This window comes from Virgibacillus doumboii, assembly GCF_902806455.1.
Lineage (GTDB): Bacteria > Bacillota > Bacilli > Bacillales > Amphibacillaceae > Lentibacillus > Lentibacillus doumboii.
In genome coordinates, this window is sequence record NZ_CADCWQ010000002.1 from 332,290 (window position 1) to 351,054 (window position 18,765).

Consider the following 18,765-nt stretch of genomic DNA (forward strand, 5'->3'; position numbering starts at 1 on the left):
AAATAAATGTTGAAGAAAACAAAATTAGTTAGTATTAGCGTAATTATTATGCTATCGATGATCTTGTCAGCGTGTGGCGGTGGCGGCAATGATAATAACGAAGGCAATAATGCATCAGATAATAAAAAAGAAGGGGACAACCTTGGACAGAAAGAATTAACAATTCCTTATGTTGCATGGGCGTCAGCGACAGCAAGTAACCATGTAATGGAAGTAGTACTGGAAGAGGCTGGTTATGATGTAACCTTAAAACAGGTCAATTCAGGAGCAATGTACACGGCTGTTTCTGATGGTTCAGCAGATGCAACCGTCTGTGTATGGCTGCCTCACACAGACGCTAGTTACTGGGAAAAGTATAAACAAGACCTTGTCCATCTTGGTCCGAACCTGGAAGGAGCACCACTCGGTCTTGTTGTTCCAAAATATATGGATATAAACTCGATTGAAGATCTAGCTAAGAATACAAACTCAGTTGGAGATAATACAGAGTGGACAATTACAGGGATAGAACCTGGTGCCGGACAAATGAAACACACGAAAGAGAATGTTATGCCGGAGTACGGGTTGGATAAATGGAATCTGCAAGCCAGCTCTTCACCTGCAATGGCAGCATCATTGGGTGATGCAATTGAGAAAAAAGAACCAATCATTGTTACCCTTTGGTCACCACATTGGGCATTTGCTAAATGGGATTTGAAGTATCTGGAAGATCCGAAAAATATTTACGGCGACCCTGATAACATTAACACAATTGTTCGGAAAGGCCTGGAAGAGGACGCACCAAAAGCACACAAAATTCTAGATCAATTTAAATGGAACAAAAAACAAATTGGTGAAGTAATGGTGAAAATCAACAATGGTATGGAACCTGCCGAGGCAGCACAAGAATGGGTTAAGAACAACCAGGATACTGTTAGTAAGTGGACAAAAGGTGTTAAGTAATAGCAAATTAGAATAATTAAAGCGAAGGCATTGTCTGTACAGAGGGCAATGCCTTTATTTTATCCGCACTGTAATAACCAGCGTATATGTTATGATAGGCTTACAAATGATGAAGGAGTCTTGACCAAGTGAATATTCCAATTTTATTCGAAGACAACCACCTGCTAGTAGTCGAAAAGCCGGTGAATATACCAGTACAGGGAGATCGTACAGGGGATAATGATTTGCTTTCTATATTAAAGCAGGACATAAAAATCCGTTACCAGAAGCCCGGGAATGTATTTCTGGCACTGGTACACCGCCTGGATCGTCCTGTTGGCGGTGTGATGGTTTTTGCCAAAACATCAAAAGCTGCTTCCCGTTTGTCAGATTCAATTCGCAGGGGTGCGTTTGATAAGAAATATCTGGCAGCAGTTCGGGGCAAACCTTTCAGGGATCGGGCAACACTGGAGGATTACCTGATTAAGGATACCCGCGAAAACAAAGTGTATACTGTTTCTTCTGATCATAAAAAGGCAAAAAAAGCGGTGCTTGACTATGAAGTGCTTGGTGAAAAAGAAGGATTAACGCTGTTGTCTATTAATTTACATACAGGCAGGCCGCATCAAATACGTGTCCAGCTTTCTGCGATGGGAAACCCCATCTATGGAGATCAAAAATATGGGCAGAAGGTTAACAAACCTGGGCAGCAAATTGCACTATGGGCATATACACTTGCATTTGAACATCCAACAAAAAAAGACATGACAGAAGCAACGTCATTGCCGCCTAAGGAGTATCCGTGGAATCTGTGGCAGGATGGATCCCTTAAACGATAGAGGTATAATTGTGAAACTTTTTCATATTGTTGATCGTAGTAATAAAAAAAACATTTGACAGGAGTAAACATGATTCGTACAGGACTTATCCTTATTCCATTATCGACAGTCTTTTACGTCTTAGCTGTTACCGTTTCTTTTTTTGCCAGCAATTATTTGTATAATATTACGTTAATAATCAGTGCCATAGTATTAGGGAGTTTAGGTACTTCATTGGTGTTTTTTGGTGTGTTAAAAGATAGGGTTAAATCAAAAAAGGAGGAAGATCAGGATGATATTAGTAAATACTGAAACCATTCCGGGATATGAGATCACCGAGGTGAAGGGTATGGCAAAAGGTAATGTTGTCAGGGCAAAACATGTTGGTAAGGACATTGTCGCCGGACTTAGAAATATCGTGGGGGGAGAAGTGACAGAGTATACAGAAATGATGACGGATTCCAGGCAAAGGGCAGTGCAGCGAATGGTTGAGGATGCGGAGAAAATGGGAGCAGACGCAGTAGTTAATATCCGCTTTATGACTGCACAGGTTGCAGCCGGAGCAGCTGAACTTTTGGCATATGGAACAGCGGTAACGGTTCGAAAAAGTTGATCTGGATGATTTCCTGTGGGCGGACATATTTTCCGTTATATTAAGGAAACCACGTTAATTTATGTTTTGGCGGACATATATTCCGCTAACTGCTTAAATCTGCAGAAAATCGGTCCTGTATTTGACCAATAACGGAATAAATGTCCGCGAACTTCATAAAATCATTGTTTTTACCACTAATAACGGAACAAATGTCCGAATACAAAGACTCATGGATCCATCCAGTTCATGAATTATTATTAATCTGTGATATCTCTTTTTTGGCAATTGTTTCATTGGCATCTTCCAGTTCTTTATGTTTATCGACAGAATCCCCCGCATAATTATCTTCCACTTCGAACGGATGGTTGGCATCCAACCCGTCGTGAACGCGGAACTCCCCGTCAGAATTTGCATTTGCCTGTGTGGGCAACGGGAATTCCTTTTTCTTGCGTTGTTTTTTCATATGATTCACCTCAGTATATAGGGTGTATGGGAGGATGCTTTTTATACACTTATAAAATACTGCACAAAAAAAGAAAGCGGGTCACCACCCGATTTCTCTCAGGACATCTTTTTAAATACTTTTCTGCGATAAAATGGGAATTTAGGATTACGATGGAGCTTTCGTGTTTTGACAAGCTGCTCGAATTGTTTGCTTTTCCTGGTTTTGTCTTTATATTCCTCACCAGTTGCATAGGTCATTAAATCATCCTGGGTTAAATCTTTTCCGCTTTTGTTATTCACGTCTTCTTCAGTGATAAATCCGGCATTTTTCAACATTTTGTAGGCCTGATTCAATTCTTTTGACAACCCCGGCAGTTCATCCCGTACATTCAGCTTTTTACCTTTCCCCGGAAGATTATCAAAATCACCGTTCTCAATTGCTTCTTTGATTTGATCCTCGACGAACAGGTACAAAATAACCCCTCCCGAATAAATCTGCTTTTCACTTCCCTTTTAGTACATCATGATTGATGGAATAAGTCAATTGTGGCTCGTTCGAAAAAAAATAGTTATGTATCTGGCGCTAATTAGTTACTTTTAATAAGTTTATTATAAAAAATAATTATTTTTCGTTGATTATGTTTTTAAAACATGCTACTATATTTTTATTGAATTCAATATCTTGAATTAAGAATAATCAAATTCAATCAATTACAACCATTTAGGAGGAAAGCTATATGTTAAACATAGGTATTATTCTTGGAAGTGTACGTCAAGGCCGTAATGGAGAAGCAGTAACTAACTGGGTATATGATTTTGCAGCAAAACGTAATGATGACGTGTCATATGAAATCGTCGACCTTGCTGATTATAAATTACCACTCTTGGGTGCAGAAGTAGCAGAAGCACAGCAACAGGAATCTGAAGCAGCTATTAAAGCATGGTCAGAAAAGATGGCTTCTTTTGATGGATATATTGTGGTAGCTCCGGAATATAATCATGCAGTGGGTGGAGCACTTAAAAATGCACTGGACTACCTGAAACCGGAAGTGGCTGACAAAGCAGCTGGGTTAGTTGGTTATGGCAGCTTAGGCGGAGCGCGTGCACACGAAAACCTTCGTCTTATCTTTGGTGAACTTCAAGTTGCAGATGTTCAGACAGCAGTGACATTCTCACTTATGACTGACTTCGAAAACTTCAGTGTGTTCAAGCCTGCTGAATACCATGCAGATAATGCCAACAGAATGCTTGATCAGGTTATCGCATGGAGCGGTGCGTTGAAGACAGTAAGAGAGAATGCAGCTGTTAATGCATAACTTTTCAATAGACGGATGTCTGTAACACACAGATATCCGTTTTTTTATTGGTTTAAAACGCCGGAATCAATTACAATGAAGATATACCAAATACTTTTTTTAGGAGGTTATGAAAATGGTTGAGTTAAAAGAACTGCAGGCAACAGAGGAACTGGACAAAGTATGGAATGAGTCCACTGAAAAACCGGTTCTGTTGTTCAAGCATAGTACAACATGCCCTATTAGTGCCGGTGCATTTAAAGAATATAATTCGTTTCTCGATTCAGCAGAAGATAACCTTAATGGATACATGGTCAAGGTAATTGAGAGCAGGGACGCCTCCAATGAAATTGCTGACAAAACAAACATTAAACATGAATCTCCGCAGATTTTTTTGATTAAAGATAAAGAAGTGTTGTGGAACACCTCCCATTCAAAAATAACAGTTGATTCCATAAAGGATGCTTTGAAACAAGCATAACCTGGTCCAAGGTGAATATGTAAAATAACCCCCGCGACTTATTGCCGCAGGGGTTTTGTTCGTTAAAGTTATTTCCAGTTGTTAAGAAGCTTATTTGCGTTGTTGTTGAGTGTATCCTTCGCTTCTGCCGTGATGAACTTATCCATCGCTTTATTGTTTAAGTGTTTCAAAAATCCTTCCACTTTTTTAACAGCCTGTCGCTCATGACCTTTTTTCATTTGATGCTCGGCCTGGTTCAGTTTGTTCTTTAGTTTAACTGCCAATGGGTGATCCACTGCACGGTCCTGAACAAATGCGGTTACATCCTCCTGAAGCGCTGGAAGATTTACCGGCTCTGATAGATCAATCGCATATTTGGCAAAACCATTTGTTCCTTCGCCAATATAGGATATATTACCGTCAGGCTGAATGAATTCCTGTGCATCCGGTGATGACTGGAATGTCAGTTCAGGGTTGCCATCCATTGCTGCGAATGCCCAGTTACCGTCGGCTGATGGGTCAATGGTGCCGTTTTCCTGAATGTATTCGATGATAGCCTGTCTGTTCTGGATTTGTGGTGAAAGGACAACTTGGCTGCCATCCAGATTCGGGAAGTTTCCACCGCCGCTTGCACGGTAATTATTGGTTGCTACAAGAAATTCTTGCGTATCATCGACCGGCTCCCCATTATATTGTAAATTGACAATACGCTGTGCATCCGAATTGATCAGTTCACCATCATTGTTATACCGTGATGGTTCGGTAACATCAATTTCATAGCTGAGACCATCGATTATATCAAAGTTGTACGTTGAAAATTCCGTATCAACCAGTGACTGGGCTCCGGAAGCGTTCGGATCAATCTGGTTAAACTGGCCTGCAGACATTTCAAGCCACTGACGAATTTGCTTTCCATTCAGTTTCACAACTTTTAATGTGTTTGGATAAACGTAAAGGTCTGCAACATTTTTAATGGCAATTGGACCTTCCGGAATGTACGTGTAATACCCTGGACCACTCCGTCCGCCTGCTTTAAATGGTGCTGCTGCTGATAAAATCGGCATTCCTTCATATTGGGTTCCTGCTACAGCCTGTTTGGTGTACCATTTTTGGGCATTGGAAACAATCTGCACGGATGGGTCGTCTTTCACAAGTGCAAAATAGCTGTATATTGGTGCGGTTGTCTCACCTACCTGCGAACGGATATAATCCAGTGTCTCCTGATGATCTTCGGAAATTGCGTCGAGAATTTCCTGGTCTGGTTCAACGAGTGCTTCACCTGTCTCTTCGTTGTAAATGGAACGTACTTCAGAACTCGAATCAACCACATCCCAGTCTTCACCGTCCTTTTCAAGTTTTAGGTCAATAATACCTAAATGGTTTCCCCAGTAACCTGCTTCAACAGAAGGGACTCCATTGATTGTGCCTTTTTCCAGATTTACCCCTGGAATTCCGGCAAACGATTCGCTCGGAAATGCTTCATGGGCATGTCCAAACATGATGGCATCGATGCCTTCAACTTCAGTCAGGTTATAGGTTGCATTTTCTTCGCGTTCCTGCAGTTCCACTGATCCTAAACCAGAGTGCGGGATGGCAACAATAATATCTGCTCCTTGTTCTTTCATCTCCGGAACATACTTTTGTGCGGATTCATAAATACCTTTCGTAATAACCTTTCCTTCGAGATTCGAACGGTCCCACTGCATGATTTGTGGTGGAACAAAACCTATGACACCGACATCAACCGTTTGTGTATTGCCGTTTGTGTCAGTTACCTGTTTATGCAGAATCTTGTAGGGTTCGAAAAAAGGCTTGTCATTGTTCGGGTCATCGTCCCCATCATCATAATAGACGTTAGCATTGACGTAAGGGAAATTTGCGTCATCAATTGCTTCTTTTAAATAATCAATACCATAGTTGAATTCATGATTCCCGATATTTGCCATATCATAATTTAAAAGATTCATAGCTTTGTAGACGGGATGTACTTCCCCTTCTTCAAGACCATTTCTGGCAACATAATCGCCAAGCGGATTCCCCTGAATCAGGTCACCATTATCAAACAGCATGCTGTTTACAGACTCACTGCGGGCCTGTTTAATGCGTGTTGCTGTCATGGCCAGACCGAATTCATTCGTCGGCTTGTCCTGATAATAATTATAGTTTGCCAAGTATACGTGGATATCGGTCGTCTCCATCAGTCGCAAATTGACAGTACTGTCGTCTGACGCTGCTTTGGAAGTATTTCCTTCCATCGGGGTGAAAATCAGCACGATTGCCATTAGCGTGAAAATAACCTTCCACATTGTTTGCGTGTACATATTGTAACCCCTTTCAAAAAGTTGTCACATACTAGAGTAAGGGATTAATAGAGTTTTTTAAATGGTCTGATTGTTGGGGGACAAATGAACCAGAAGCCTTTAGGAAGCGGCATAAAGGCTAAATGTTGGTTTAGCGTGCATCCATCAACTAAAATTAACATATAACTGTTAACGTTGAGGGAGGATTCTGATGTACTCATTAAAATTACTTACATGGAATATCCGTCAGGGTGGAAAAAAGGCCATTCATCAGATTGTGGATGCACTGATTACGTATAATACTGATCTGATGGTAATCACGGAATATAAAGAAAACCCCTCCGGAAAATACTTAACAGATGAATTGTATAAAAAAGGATGGAACTACATAGCATCTTCCCAGCCTCCGAACAAGGAGAATGGTGTGCTGATTGCGTCAAAGTATCCCTTGGAAAAGATCGACCCTTCATTTTCACCCCATCAGGGATCCCATCGTTGGAATGAGGTCTATATTCCGTCCTATGATTTGTTTCTACTTGGTGTTCATGTTCCGAATGTAAACGAGAAATACGATAAACAATTCCATTGGGATCAGGTTTTGCATTATGCGAAACAAAAAGAGGGTTCCAAGTGTGTCATTGCCGGTGATTTCAATACAGCGCGGCGGGACGAGAAGGAGAAAGCACCACGTATATACAGCAGTTATATCAGTACACTGATTGATAAGGGATGGGTTGATGCCTGGAAAAATAATAATGAGAATTCGAACGATTTTACCTGGTACAGCACAAGGAATAATGGTTTTCGGCTTGATTATATGTTTATTTCTCCAGTGCTGGCTGTTAAACTATACACTAGCTATCTTTCCCATCATGAACGCATGGAAAACTATTCGGACCATTCACTTTTGATTTCAGAATTGAGACTAACTGAAACTAATTAACGCTTCATTCGTATAAATTGTTAGCGTAGTGTATGATAGAGAAAGGATTTGGACTGATTATAGGGGGAGAACAAGATTGGATGCTAATGGAACACTAACTGAAGAGCAAAAAGAAAAATATAAAAAATTATTTAACCGGATTGGTTATATTGTACTGTTTATCCTGCTGATCGTTATTGCGGGATTATTTGCGCTGGGAATTATGGCGGATTACATTTGGATGGACTCTGTTGGTTTTGCAGGTGTGTTCACGACCATCCTGAAAAGTAAAGTGTTGCTTGGCGCAGCCGGGTTTCTTATATTTGCTGCAGGGACATTTTTCACCCTTTACTGGATAAGAAGATCGTACATAAAACACTTTGATTCCAGTCAATTACCAAAAATTTTGCTGGATGGCAAAAAAATAATACTTATTATTCTGGGCATTTCTTTTTTAATTGGATTATTGGGCAGCAGTATTACGCAGGGAATCGGCTGGGAGCGGACGCTGAAGTTTATTGAGCGTGCGTCTTTCGGACAGACGGACCCGTATTTTAACCTGGACATTTCGTTTTACGTATTTGTATTACCTTTCCTTAAATTTATTGTTTACCTGCTGCTTGGTTTAAGTATATTTTTCCTTCTGGTGGAAATTGGTGCTTATTCCGTATTTAATATGTATCGAATGAGCAGGTCAGCACAGTTGCATATGGGTTTCACACTTGGCATTGTCGGGCTGCTTTTGGCTGGATCCCATTTATTGCAGCCATTTGGAACATTGTTGACCAACCAGGTAAATTTATTCCAGGAGAGTGTTGTATATGGCCTGAGCTATACAGATGAAGTCATCAATATTCCAAAGGACTATATACTGGCGGCTGTTGCTGTTATTGCAACCGTTTGGGTAATAGTTATGCTTACACGGGGTAATTTGCGTTCGATGGTTATACCAATTGTGGTGTATATAGGGTTAGTTGTTGTTGGACAGGGCGCATCTGTTGCCGTTCAGAATTTCATTGTTTCGCCAAATGAGTTTTCCAAAGAGAAACCTTATTTGGAACACAATTTAACGTATACAAGGACCGCATATGACCTGGATAGCATTAATGAGAAAGAACATCCTGGAAATGGTACGTTAAGCGAGGCTATGGTGGAGCGTAACAGAGGCACAATTGATAACATTCGGATGAATGACTCCAGGCCATTGCTTGATGTTTACAACCAATTGCAGACGTTCCGGACATATTACGAATTTAATGATGTCGATATTGATCGTTATCAAGTCGATGGTGATTATGAACAAGTCTTTTTGGGAGCACGGGAATTGAATACGGCTGATTTGCCGGATCAGGCCAAAACATGGGTTAACCGAAATCTCCGCTATACACATGGGTACGGGGTTGCGATGAGTCATGTTAATCAGGTGACGGAACAGGGGCAGCCTGAGTATATGCTGAAAAACCTGCCGCCTGAGGGTGTTATGGATGTGGATCGTCCACAAATTTATTTTGGTGAAGAATCCTATCAAAATGTTATTGTTAACAGTAATGTCGATGAATTTGATTATCCATCAGGTGAGGAAAATGTGGATACGCGTTATGAAGCAGATTCCGGTATACCTTTAAATGGATTTAACCGATTACTGTTTGCATTAAATGAAGGTTCTTTCCGTATGTTTATCTCAGATCAGGTAACAGATGAAAGTCAACTTCTGGCAACCAGAAATATTATGGATCGTGTAAAGCGAATCGCACCATTCTTCACGTATGACCAGGACCCTTATCTGGTGGTTCGTGATGATGGCAGTCTTGTCTGGATGATTGATGCATATCTGTCAGCAGAAAATTATCCGTATTCCGAAGCCTATCAGGGTGAAACCAACTATATCCGGAACCCTGTGAAAGTAATGGTTGATGCGTATACAGGAAAAGTAAATTTTTATGTGGTTGAACCGGATAATCCATTGCTGAAAACGTTCCAGAAGATATTCCCTGATTTATTTATGGAAAAGGTACCTGAAGATATCCAGGCACATTTACGATACCCGACAACGCTCTTTACAATCCAGGCTTCCATGTATGGAACATATCATATGTCTGATTTGGAAGTATTTTATAATCGGGAAGACTTTTGGCAGTTCCCAACGGAAAAATATTTTAATGAAGACATTACAATGGAACCGTATTACACGACGATGAAACTGCCTGATGAGGATGAGGAAGAATTCATTCTGATGATGCCGTATACTCCGAAAAACAGGCAAAATATGATTGCCTGGATGGGTGTTCGCAATGATGGTGAACAGTATGGTGAAATGTTTGTTTACCGCTTCCCGAAACAAAGAAATATTTACGGACCGCAACAAATAGAAAATCGGATTAACCAGGACAGTGACATATCCCAGGAGTTAAACCTGTGGTCACAGGGTGGTTCGGAGGTAATACGCGGGAACCTGCTGGCAATACCAATTGAGGATACCGTACTTTACGTCGAACCGATTTATATCGAATCATCCAATGAGACATCACTTCCTGAAGTGAAGCGGGTTGTTCTGGCTTACGGTGATCATATTGTTATGAAAGAAACGTTTGATAAATCACTTGATGCAATGCTGGACATCATTAATCCGGACCGGCAGAGCAATGAGGAAGCAAATGATAATGAAGATGACAGTGATAATGAAAATGCAGATGATCCTTCACAGCAGATTTCAGATGCTGAAGAAAAACTGCGGCAGTTTGGAGAATTATTTGACTCCTATCAAAAAGCTTTATCTGCAGGAAACTGGGAAGAGGCAGCAAAGATTATGACGGAAATTGAAAATAAACTGAATGAAAAAGAATCAAATCAGTAAGTATCTCCAGAGGCTGTATTGGTTACTTTTTGGTGGAGAAAAGCTAAGTTAATATGTCATGCAATAGTGTCAACTAACTAATTGTTGTAAAATAATCCCGTATCACTTTGGAAGGTGGTACGGGATTATTAATGTATTAGGTGAAAGCACTAGACTATACTGGGTACCAAACTTTGTTCACTCGTGTTACGAAGATCTAAATTCGATAAATAATATAATGAAAGCTGTTTTTGTATAGATTGTTGTTTTTGACATAAAATTCATAGAATGCGACGGAACTTTTTAAAAAAAGAGTGAGTGCTATAATACCGCTGCGGAAATACACTTCGCTTTCCGTGGGCGGCTGATGAGCCTCCTTGCTCCTTCGTCGCTGCGGAGTCTCATCTAGGCCTCTGCTCCCACAGGAGTCTCCGTGTATTTCCTCCGCTGTGTTTTGCTCACTTTATCTTGGTAAATCGATAATTTTTAGTAACGGGATAAATTTAACCCTTTAAACCAGCAGCTGGAATATGCGAGACTCCTGCTTAGAAGTTCAAGTTAGGCGACCCCGAAACGAGGTACGAGTGGAGGGGGATCGGGACAAGACCTTAGGAAAGCGAGTATATTCCAGCTACAGTGATCAAAGAGCCTCACTAAATAATATAAAATTTAGTTCGCAGCAGTTTACGTCAACTGTGAGGTGAAAAAGCAACAAAATTTACTAAAACAGCCTTCATAAAGCGTATTACTTGGGGGTTTAAGTACAAAACAACCCGAAAAATAGGGACAAAATATCCCCTGAAATAGATATATCAGATACTACCCGCACGTTTGGACTGTTTATCCAAGCGTTTTTTGTATATCAATTTAAGATCTTTCGCATTCGATATCAATGTCATTTATTTGTCATTGGTCCATGCCTCATTTGTTATTAATCTGGTTTATACTATCAGTGTAGTGGAAATTGAATAATAACGAACATCTTTTTTTATACATGCTCAGTACTGAACATAATTTAACACTTTTTTCCGGGGGAGGTTATTAGATGGAACTAGATTCGGTCATGATGAGCAGATTACTAACCGCCATGACACTTGGTTTTCATATTATATTTGCAACGCTTGGTGTTGGCGTTCCATTGATGATTTCTGCAGCTGAATTGATTGGTATCAGGAAAAAGGATCCGCACTACCGAATGTTAGCCAGGCGATGGGCACGCGGTTTTGTTATTACCGTTGCGGTTGGCGTTGTAACCGGAACAGCAATCGGATTGCAGTTATCACTCATATGGCCAGGTTTTATGCAGGTCGCGGGTCATGTTATTAGTCTGCCATTATTTATGGAAGTTTTTGCGTTTTTCTTTGAAGCTATTTTCCTGGGAATTTACTTATATACATGGGATCGATTTAAGAAGCCAATTACCCATTGGCTGTTATCGATACCTATTGTAATTGGTGCTGGCGCTTCTGCTGTATTTATAACTACAGTAAATGCATTTATGAATACACCAGAAGGCTTTGAAGTTGAAAATGGTGTCTTTGCAGCAGTTAATCCGATTGCTGCAATGTTTAACCCTGCCACACCAACGAAAGTATTTCATGTATTAACAACAGCTTATGCGACATGTGCGGCTATCCTTGCTGCAATAACTGCCTTTATGATTCTTAAAAAGAAGGCAACTGATTATCATAAAAAAGCTTTGACGTTTACAGTGACAACTATGTTTATTTTCGCTGTCTTAACGGCACTATCAGGTGACACATCGGCAAAATTCCTTGCTGAACACCAACCTGAAAAATTGGCAGCTGCCGAATGGCATTTTGAAACAGAGGAAGGTGCTGACCTGATACTGTTTGGGTGGCTAAATGAGGCCCATGAGGTCATCGGCGAAATCCGTATTCCTAAATTCTTGAGTTTCCTTGCCCATGGTGACTTTAACGCTGAGGTAACGGGGTTGGAGGAGACCCCTGAGGGTGAACGGCCGCCGCTTTGGATCCATTATATGTTTGATTTAATGGTCACAATCGGTATGTTCCTTATAGGTGTATCGTTTCTTTACCTTGTCTTTCTCAAGGTGAAAAAATGGAATGAACTTAATAAAGGCTTACTGTCACTAATCGTTCTTGGTGGGCCATTGGCAATGCTTTCGATTGAATTTGGCTGGTTTTACGCTGAAGTAGGACGTCAGCCATGGATAATAAGGGGCTACATGACGGTGGAAGAAGCAGCGACAACTTCGCCGCATGTTGATCTGATGTTCATCCTGTTCCTGGCATTATATATTTTACTGGGAACCTTGTGTATCGTTACCTTACGTAAACTGTTCCGCAATAATCCGGTCGAAGATGAATTGGAAAAACAGTACCCAACGATAGAAAAGGGTGATGAAGAATGAGTTATGAACTAATTGGCATTACCGTATTATGGATCTTTTTATACGGATACCTGATTGTTGCTTCCGTTGATTTTGGCGCTGGATTCTTTGCGTATTATGCGAAAATCACAAAGAAAGATCACATAATGAATCAGTTAATCTCAAGATATTTATCACCGATTTGGGAAGTAACCAATGTATTTTTTGTATTCTTTTTCGTCGGGGTTGTCGGTTTTTTCCCGGACTCCGCTTATTATTACGGTACAGCTTTACTGGTTCCGGGAAGTATCGCGATAATTTTGCTTGCGATTCGCGGATCATTTTATGCTTTTGAAAATTATGGATCGAAACAGAGCAACACATACATGTTTTTATATGGAGCAACAGGGCTGTTAATCCCGGCGTCATTGTCCACGGCGCTAACCTTGTCAGAAGGCGGTTTTATCGTTGAGGAAAACAGCGTAGTATCATTGCGTTACATGGAACTTCTGACAAGTCCATACTCATGGAGTGTTGTCTTTCTGGCTATTGTTTCCGTACTATATATCAGTGCTGCGTTCCTGACGTTTTACGCTGCACGTGCAAATGACATTCCGGCGTTGAAGCTGGTACGAAAATATTCGTTGTTTTGGAGTGTGCCTACGATTATTGCAAGTTTAACAACGTTTATTGCATTGAGTCAGCATAATGAACGCCATTATGAAAAAATGCTTGATCTATGGTGGATGTTCGGTTTATCTGTAGGATTCTTCCTGCTGGCAATGTGGCTGATTTATCAGGGAAAACATTATGGTATTGCATTTATTAGTGTGATGCTGCAATTTTTCTTTGCTTTCTTCGGCTATGGAATGGGTCATCTGCCATATTTACTGGATCCATACATTACGATATATGAAAATGCTACACATGAGTCGATGGGCATTGCTTTGATAGTGGCCTTTCTTGCCGGGCTATGTCTGCTGATTCCTTCCCTGATTTTATTAATGCGGCTGTTTTTATTTAATGCAGACTATGTTAAAGGGAAAAAGTGATTACTGATTTTTAGGTTGGGAGATACCGATATCCATGAGCAGCTTAAAAAATATTTTATACGAACAGAAAAAAAGAATGGTATTTTTGCTTATTTCAGCCCTGCTGACAGGAACGGTGATTGTCATGCAGGCCTATCTATTTGTCACAATTATTGATGGTGTATTCCTGAAGGGGAAGTCTTTTACTGAAGTTATCCCTATGTTGGCTGGATTACTCCTCGTTCTTTTAGCACGAACGATGTTTACCTATTGGAGTGGGCTTAACGGCGCTAAGATGGCCTCGAAGGCTAAGAGCAAATACAGGAAATCTCTTTTAAATGAATTTTCCGGAAGTCCCGTTCAGGCTTCATTGCATGGACAAACCGGCGGAAAAGTAAGTGTGATGCTGGATGCTGTTGATGAAGTGGACAGTTACTTCAGTCAATATATTCCGCAAGTGATTCAAACGTCCATTATCCCGCTTTTCATACTTATCGCCGTCTTCACACAGCATATTAATTCTGGATTAATCATGATTATTACTGCACCATTTATACCTGTTTTCATGATTATCATAGGCTTACAGACGAAAAAGAAGTCAGAGGAACAACTGGAAAAGCTCGCTGCTTTTTCGGGAAGGTTTCTGGATATTTTACAGGGTTTGCCTACGCTTAAGCTGTTCGGACGGGCAAGACAGCAAAAAGAAACCATTCGGCAAAGCAGTTTAAATTTCAGGGATGCCACCATGAAGATTTTAAAAGTTGCCTTTGCTTCTTCCTTCATGCTGGAGATGATTTCCATGCTCAGTATCGGGTTGATTGCACTGGAACTGGCGATTCAGCTTATCGTATACGAAAGCATTTCCTTTTTTACTGCTTTCTTTGTACTGGTGCTTGTACCTGAATTTTATTCATCACTGAAAGAGTTAGGCAGTGCTTTTCATAGTGGACGAAGCAGCATGGGTGCAGTGAAAAAGATAGAAGATGAATTAGCAGAAAAAGAACAGCGAGTTGTTTGGGGGAATTTGTTACTACCAGATGAAGCGACACCACCTGCCATCGATTTGCAGGGTGTCAGGTTCAGTTATGGAAAAGATCAGTTTGAGATGGATGGTATTTCCGCGGAGATACCGCCATATGGACAAATTGCAATTGCCGGGCGGAGTGGTTCCGGGAAAACAACTCTCTTGCACCTGATTGCCGGCCTTATTCGTCCGGAGACAGGCGATGTTTTAGTCAACGGCAGACCATTGTCTGATTACGATGAAAAAGCATGGTTTGATCAATTAAGTTACATTTCCCAGCATCCCTATATTTTCTCAGGGACTATTGCAGAAAATATCGCTATCGGAGGAAGAACAGATGCTTCCCGGACTGCAATTGAAAAGGCTGCAGAAAAAGCAGGTATTTCAGAAATGATTCAATCGCTTGCAAAGGGCTATGATACCCCTGTTGGAGAAGCAGGCAGGGGGCTTTCTGGTGGTGAACAGCAGCGCCTTGCCATTGCAAGGGCATTTCTTAAGCAGCCATCAGTCATACTGTTTGATGAGCCGACAACCGGACTTGATTTACAGACGGAGCGGGTTTTACAGACATCCATTGAACAATTGTCGAAGCATTCTACCGTAATTACTGTCGCTCACCGGCTTCATACGATAAAAAATGCCGATAAAATCCTATTCCTGGAGAATGGGCAACTGGCTGCCGCGGGTACGCATGGGGAACTTATCGGGACGTTCGCTGCATATCGGGATATGGTATCTGTTCAGCAGGGGGGACTTGCAAAATGAAGGATTTGGCTGTTGTAATGAAGCTGCTGATGATGGAGAAAAAGGATATTCTCTATTCGATAATCTTTGGGTTTATTGCCGGCATAGCGGCAGTTGGCCTTTTTGCTGCAAGTGGCTATCTAATCTCAAAGGCAGCTTTTGCACCTCCTTTATACGCATTGATTATTTTAACATCCACGGTTAAATTACTGGGATTTACGAGAGCGTTCAGCCGCTATGCAGAACGGTATTTTTCACATCGGGCAACATTTACGATTTTAAGTAATTTGCGTGTTTCTTTTTTTGAGAAGCTTGAACCGCTGGCACCGGGAATTTTTCAAAAGTATCGGAGCGGTGACCTGCTTTCCAGAATTGTTGGGGATGTGGAAAGCCTGCAGAATTTCTTCTTACGGGTGTTTTACCCGCCAATTGTTCTAATAATCGTCTTTTTAGCAACGATTTTGTTTACGGCGTATTTCTCGGTTGCAGTGGCAGTTGTATTGTTTGTCGGGTTAATCCTGACGACATTTGTTGTTCCGGCGCTGTTTGCGGTAAGACAGGCGAAAATCGACAGTCATGTCCGGAAAGAAAGAGGAGAATTATCGACAGAAGTAACTGAATTTCTCCATGGATTTCGTGATTTGAAAATATACCAGAAACTTGGTGAAAAAGAAAACCAGTTAATCGAGTCATCTAATGCGTATGTTGCCGAACAGGAAAATGAAAATGTGAACATGCTGTACAGTCAATCCGTAAATACCTTTGTGTCGCTTCTGGTCTCCTGGTTTGTACTGGCATTGGGAGCTTATATGGTAGCAGATGGTCAATTGGAAGGAATCCTGCTCGCCATGCTTGTAATGATTTCCCTGACTGTTTTTGAGGATGCCTCACCAATGGCCGTATTTCCAATACACATTCAGGACAGCAAACAGGCAGCGGAACGACTTTTCTCTGTTGTATGCGGAAAAAGAACTGAGGAACCTGAAGAACCCCAACAGATCAAACATGACAAAGCTCCTGCAATTGAAATGACCAGTGTAACATTCACCTTTCCGGATGAATGGCGAACCACATTAAAAAATATTGACTTAACACTTCCTGCTGGTTCGAAGACAGCAATCGTCGGACCAAGCGGATCAGGGAAGTCGACATTACTGCAGCTTATATTGAAAATCAATGAGCCTGATGATGGTCGTGTTTTATTTGACGGTATTCCTGTCGACCACATAAACCAGGAGGAAATTTGGGGAAATGCCCGTGTTATTCTTCAGGAAAATCACTTTTTCTACGGTACAGTAAGGAACAATTTGCTGCTTGCCAATGAGGAGTTAACAGATGAAGTAATGGAAGCGATGCTGGCTATAGTGGAGCTTGATTATTTTTCCTTAACTGATCCTGTATATGAAAAAGGGGAAAATCTGTCCGGGGGTGAAAAGCAGCGACTGGCAATTGCCCGGGCAATGCTTAAGTGCGGGCGGTTGTGGCTGATGGATGAGCCAACGTCATCTGTGGATGCACTGACAGAGCAAAATATATACAGACATCTGTTTCAGAAGGCAGCTGATGATACGGTCGTTTTGATCAGTCATCGTTTGACGGGACTGGAAAAGATGGATCGGATTATCGTTATGGATCAAGGGACAATCATTGAATCCGGAACGTTTGATGAGCTTATGCAGGAAAAAGGCTATTTTTATGAAATGAAACAGATAGAAAAAGAGCTGCTTTAGTAGAATAAAAGTGTTTGATTTAAAACCAAGTTCGGTCCAGAGACGTATGAACCCTACATTATGAGTAGGGTTTTTTTGTGCTTGAATTTCGGTCATCAAGCCGAAGACGAAAACTGATACCAGCTGTATTATTAGTATTGAAGATACATTATAGCGAAGGAGTTGAAAATAAAATGTTTATTTTTCAAACCGTAGATGAAGCCCGCATGCAACAGATGCAAAAGGTAACCTATACTATGAATATATATGAGAAATCAGTTCGCAACAATGACAGTAAACCTGCCAAGCAAGATAAAATTTACAGTTTTAAAGGTTTCCGTCAGTTGATTGCAAAGTTTTAAAAGAGGAAAATTCATATTGATAGTAAAAAGAAGGAAACATCAAATGTGCATGTAGAACATGACAGCTGCCAAACAGATACAGATCTTTGCTAAAAATCGCATTGGGCACCTCCGTCCGCAGATAATGTTATCTTCACTTTAAATGATATAATAGGATTGTGAATCAAGTATTTATCCAGCGTAAAAAACAGGTAAAGTTATTCGGGGGGTTCCATGCAGAATTATCATTTCATATATAAGAAACTGTATAACCATTATGGTCCACAGGGCTGGTGGCCGGCTGACACAGCATTTGAGATGATGATCGGTGCCATTTTAGTGCAAAACACGAGCTGGCGCAATGTGGAAAAGGCCCTCTCCAATGTTAAGCCATATTTGGAACCACAAAAAATGGATAATCTGTCAGTAGCAGAACTGGCAGCATTTATTAGACCAAGTGGTTTTTTCAATGTAAAGGCAAAAAGGATTAAAGCGTTTATGAATTGGTTTAGGGCATATGATTATGATGTTGAACGGATTAAGAAAATGAACATGGACAGTTTGAGGCATGAACTGCTGGATATCAATGGGATAGGACGTGAAACAGCTGATGTTATGCTGCTTTACGTATTTGAAAAGTCAGTTTTTGTGACGGACGCATATGCGAGAAGAATCTTTTGCCGCTTTGGATATGACATGCCGGTATCATATGACAGATTTCGAGAGCAAGTTGAGGAATACCTTCCTGATGACCTTCATGTTTTTAAAGAATATCATGCCCTGCTTGTTGAACATGCAAAACAGTATTGTAAAAAGAAACCACTTTGCAGTTCCTGTCCATTAAGCAAGCATTGTATACAGCGAATTAGCTGAAGGAGGCTGGGACTTAACAAAAAAGTGTTGCACAAAAGACGAACAATGTATGGAAACAGCGAAGTATATTCCCGGAGCGGTATTATACACTATTTCCACTAT

At 40.9% G+C, this 18,765-nt stretch carries 17 protein-coding genes; 14 read left to right on the plus strand and 3 right to left on the minus strand.

Annotated features, from left to right (window positions below; all coding sequences use genetic code 11):
- Positions 1-6: 6 nt before the first annotated feature.
- From G6R02_RS18025 to G6R02_RS18040, 4 genes are all read left to right on the plus strand, one after another.
- A complete protein-coding gene (locus G6R02_RS18025) occupies positions 7-942 on the plus strand; it encodes a glycine betaine ABC transporter substrate-binding protein (RefSeq protein ID WP_164670754.1) in 936 nt (311 codons plus the stop codon).
- A 128-nt stretch (positions 943-1,070) separates the two neighbouring features.
- Positions 1,071-1,760 (plus strand): RluA family pseudouridine synthase, encoded by a 690-nt coding sequence (locus tag G6R02_RS18030; protein WP_164670755.1) that lies wholly within the window; start codon positions 1,071-1,073, stop codon positions 1,758-1,760.
- A 69-nt stretch (positions 1,761-1,829) separates the two neighbouring features.
- Complete coding sequence (locus G6R02_RS18035) at positions 1,830-2,051, plus strand: hypothetical protein (protein WP_164670756.1); 222 nt, start codon at positions 1,830-1,832, stop codon at positions 2,049-2,051.
- Positions 2,032-2,352, plus strand: a complete 321-nt coding sequence (locus tag G6R02_RS18040; protein ID WP_164670757.1) for a YbjQ family protein — start codon at positions 2,032-2,034, stop codon at positions 2,350-2,352. Before G6R02_RS18035 ends, G6R02_RS18040 begins: the two co-directional genes overlap by 20 nt.
- A 226-nt stretch (positions 2,353-2,578) precedes the next feature.
- On the opposite strand, the gene G6R02_RS18045 is transcribed toward G6R02_RS18040, so the two are convergent.
- On the minus strand, positions 2,579-2,797 hold the full coding sequence (locus G6R02_RS18045; RefSeq protein WP_164670758.1) for a hypothetical protein: 219 nt from the start codon (positions 2,795-2,797) through the stop codon (positions 2,579-2,581).
- A gap of 98 nt (positions 2,798-2,895) precedes the next feature.
- Entirely contained in the window at positions 2,896-3,252 is a 357-nt protein-coding gene (locus G6R02_RS18050; protein ID WP_164670759.1) for a DnaJ family domain-containing protein, read from the minus strand.
- 263 nt (positions 3,253-3,515) lie between these two features.
- On the opposite strand from G6R02_RS18050, the gene G6R02_RS18055 reads away from it, so the two are divergent.
- Together G6R02_RS18055 and ytxJ are read left to right on the plus strand one after the other, a co-directional pair.
- Positions 3,516-4,094, plus strand: coding sequence for an NADPH-dependent FMN reductase (locus G6R02_RS18055; protein WP_164670760.1), 579 nt, complete (start codon positions 3,516-3,518; stop codon positions 4,092-4,094).
- Positions 4,095-4,209: 115 nt separating this feature from the next.
- Positions 4,210-4,554 carry a bacillithiol system redox-active protein YtxJ gene (gene ytxJ, locus G6R02_RS18060; protein ID WP_164670761.1) on the plus strand — a complete coding sequence of 115 codons (345 nt, stop codon included), beginning with the start codon at positions 4,210-4,212 and terminating at the stop codon, positions 4,552-4,554.
- Between the two features lie 68 nt (positions 4,555-4,622).
- On the opposite strand, the gene G6R02_RS18065 is transcribed toward ytxJ, so the two are convergent.
- Positions 4,623-6,815, minus strand: coding sequence for a bifunctional 2',3'-cyclic-nucleotide 2'-phosphodiesterase/3'-nucleotidase (locus G6R02_RS18065; protein WP_484606978.1), 2,193 nt, complete (start codon positions 6,813-6,815; stop codon positions 4,623-4,625).
- A 229-nt stretch (positions 6,816-7,044) separates the two neighbouring features.
- On the opposite strand from G6R02_RS18065, the gene G6R02_RS18070 reads away from it, so the two are divergent.
- The 8 genes from G6R02_RS18070 (at position 7,045) to G6R02_RS18105 (ending at position 18,663) form a co-directional block, all read left to right on the plus strand.
- Complete coding sequence (locus tag G6R02_RS18070; RefSeq protein WP_164670762.1) at positions 7,045-7,776, plus strand: endonuclease/exonuclease/phosphatase family protein; 732 nt, start codon at positions 7,045-7,047, stop codon at positions 7,774-7,776.
- A 76-nt stretch (positions 7,777-7,852) separates the two neighbouring features.
- Positions 7,853-10,609, plus strand: a complete 2,757-nt coding sequence (locus tag G6R02_RS18075) for a UPF0182 family membrane protein (RefSeq protein ID WP_164670763.1) — start codon at positions 7,853-7,855, stop codon at positions 10,607-10,609.
- A gap of 1,024 nt (positions 10,610-11,633) precedes the next feature.
- Positions 11,634-12,983 carry a cytochrome ubiquinol oxidase subunit I gene (locus G6R02_RS18080; RefSeq protein ID WP_164670764.1) on the plus strand — a complete coding sequence of 450 codons (1,350 nt, stop codon included), beginning with the start codon at positions 11,634-11,636 and terminating at the stop codon, positions 12,981-12,983.
- Positions 12,980-13,993: a cytochrome d ubiquinol oxidase subunit II gene (locus G6R02_RS18085; protein WP_164670765.1), complete on the plus strand. Its 1,014-nt coding sequence runs from the start codon at positions 12,980-12,982 to the stop codon at positions 13,991-13,993. Before G6R02_RS18080 ends, G6R02_RS18085 begins: the two co-directional genes overlap by 4 nt.
- A 34-nt stretch (positions 13,994-14,027) precedes the next feature.
- Positions 14,028-15,761 (plus strand): thiol reductant ABC exporter subunit CydD, encoded by a 1,734-nt coding sequence (gene cydD, locus G6R02_RS18090; RefSeq protein ID WP_164670766.1) that lies wholly within the window; start codon positions 14,028-14,030, stop codon positions 15,759-15,761.
- Positions 15,758-17,470 carry a thiol reductant ABC exporter subunit CydC gene (gene cydC, locus G6R02_RS18095; RefSeq protein WP_164670767.1) on the plus strand — a complete coding sequence of 571 codons (1,713 nt, stop codon included), beginning with the start codon at positions 15,758-15,760 and terminating at the stop codon, positions 17,468-17,470. Before cydD ends, cydC begins: the two co-directional genes overlap by 4 nt.
- Positions 17,471-17,643: 173 nt before the next feature.
- Complete coding sequence (locus tag G6R02_RS18100) at positions 17,644-17,811, plus strand: hypothetical protein (protein WP_164670768.1); 168 nt, start codon at positions 17,644-17,646, stop codon at positions 17,809-17,811.
- Between the two features lie 213 nt (positions 17,812-18,024).
- The gene (locus tag G6R02_RS18105; RefSeq protein ID WP_164670769.1) at positions 18,025-18,663 is read left to right on the plus strand and encodes an endonuclease III domain-containing protein; all 639 of its coding nucleotides are present in this window, start codon (positions 18,025-18,027) and stop codon (positions 18,661-18,663) included.
- Positions 18,664-18,765: the final 102 nt, after the last annotated feature.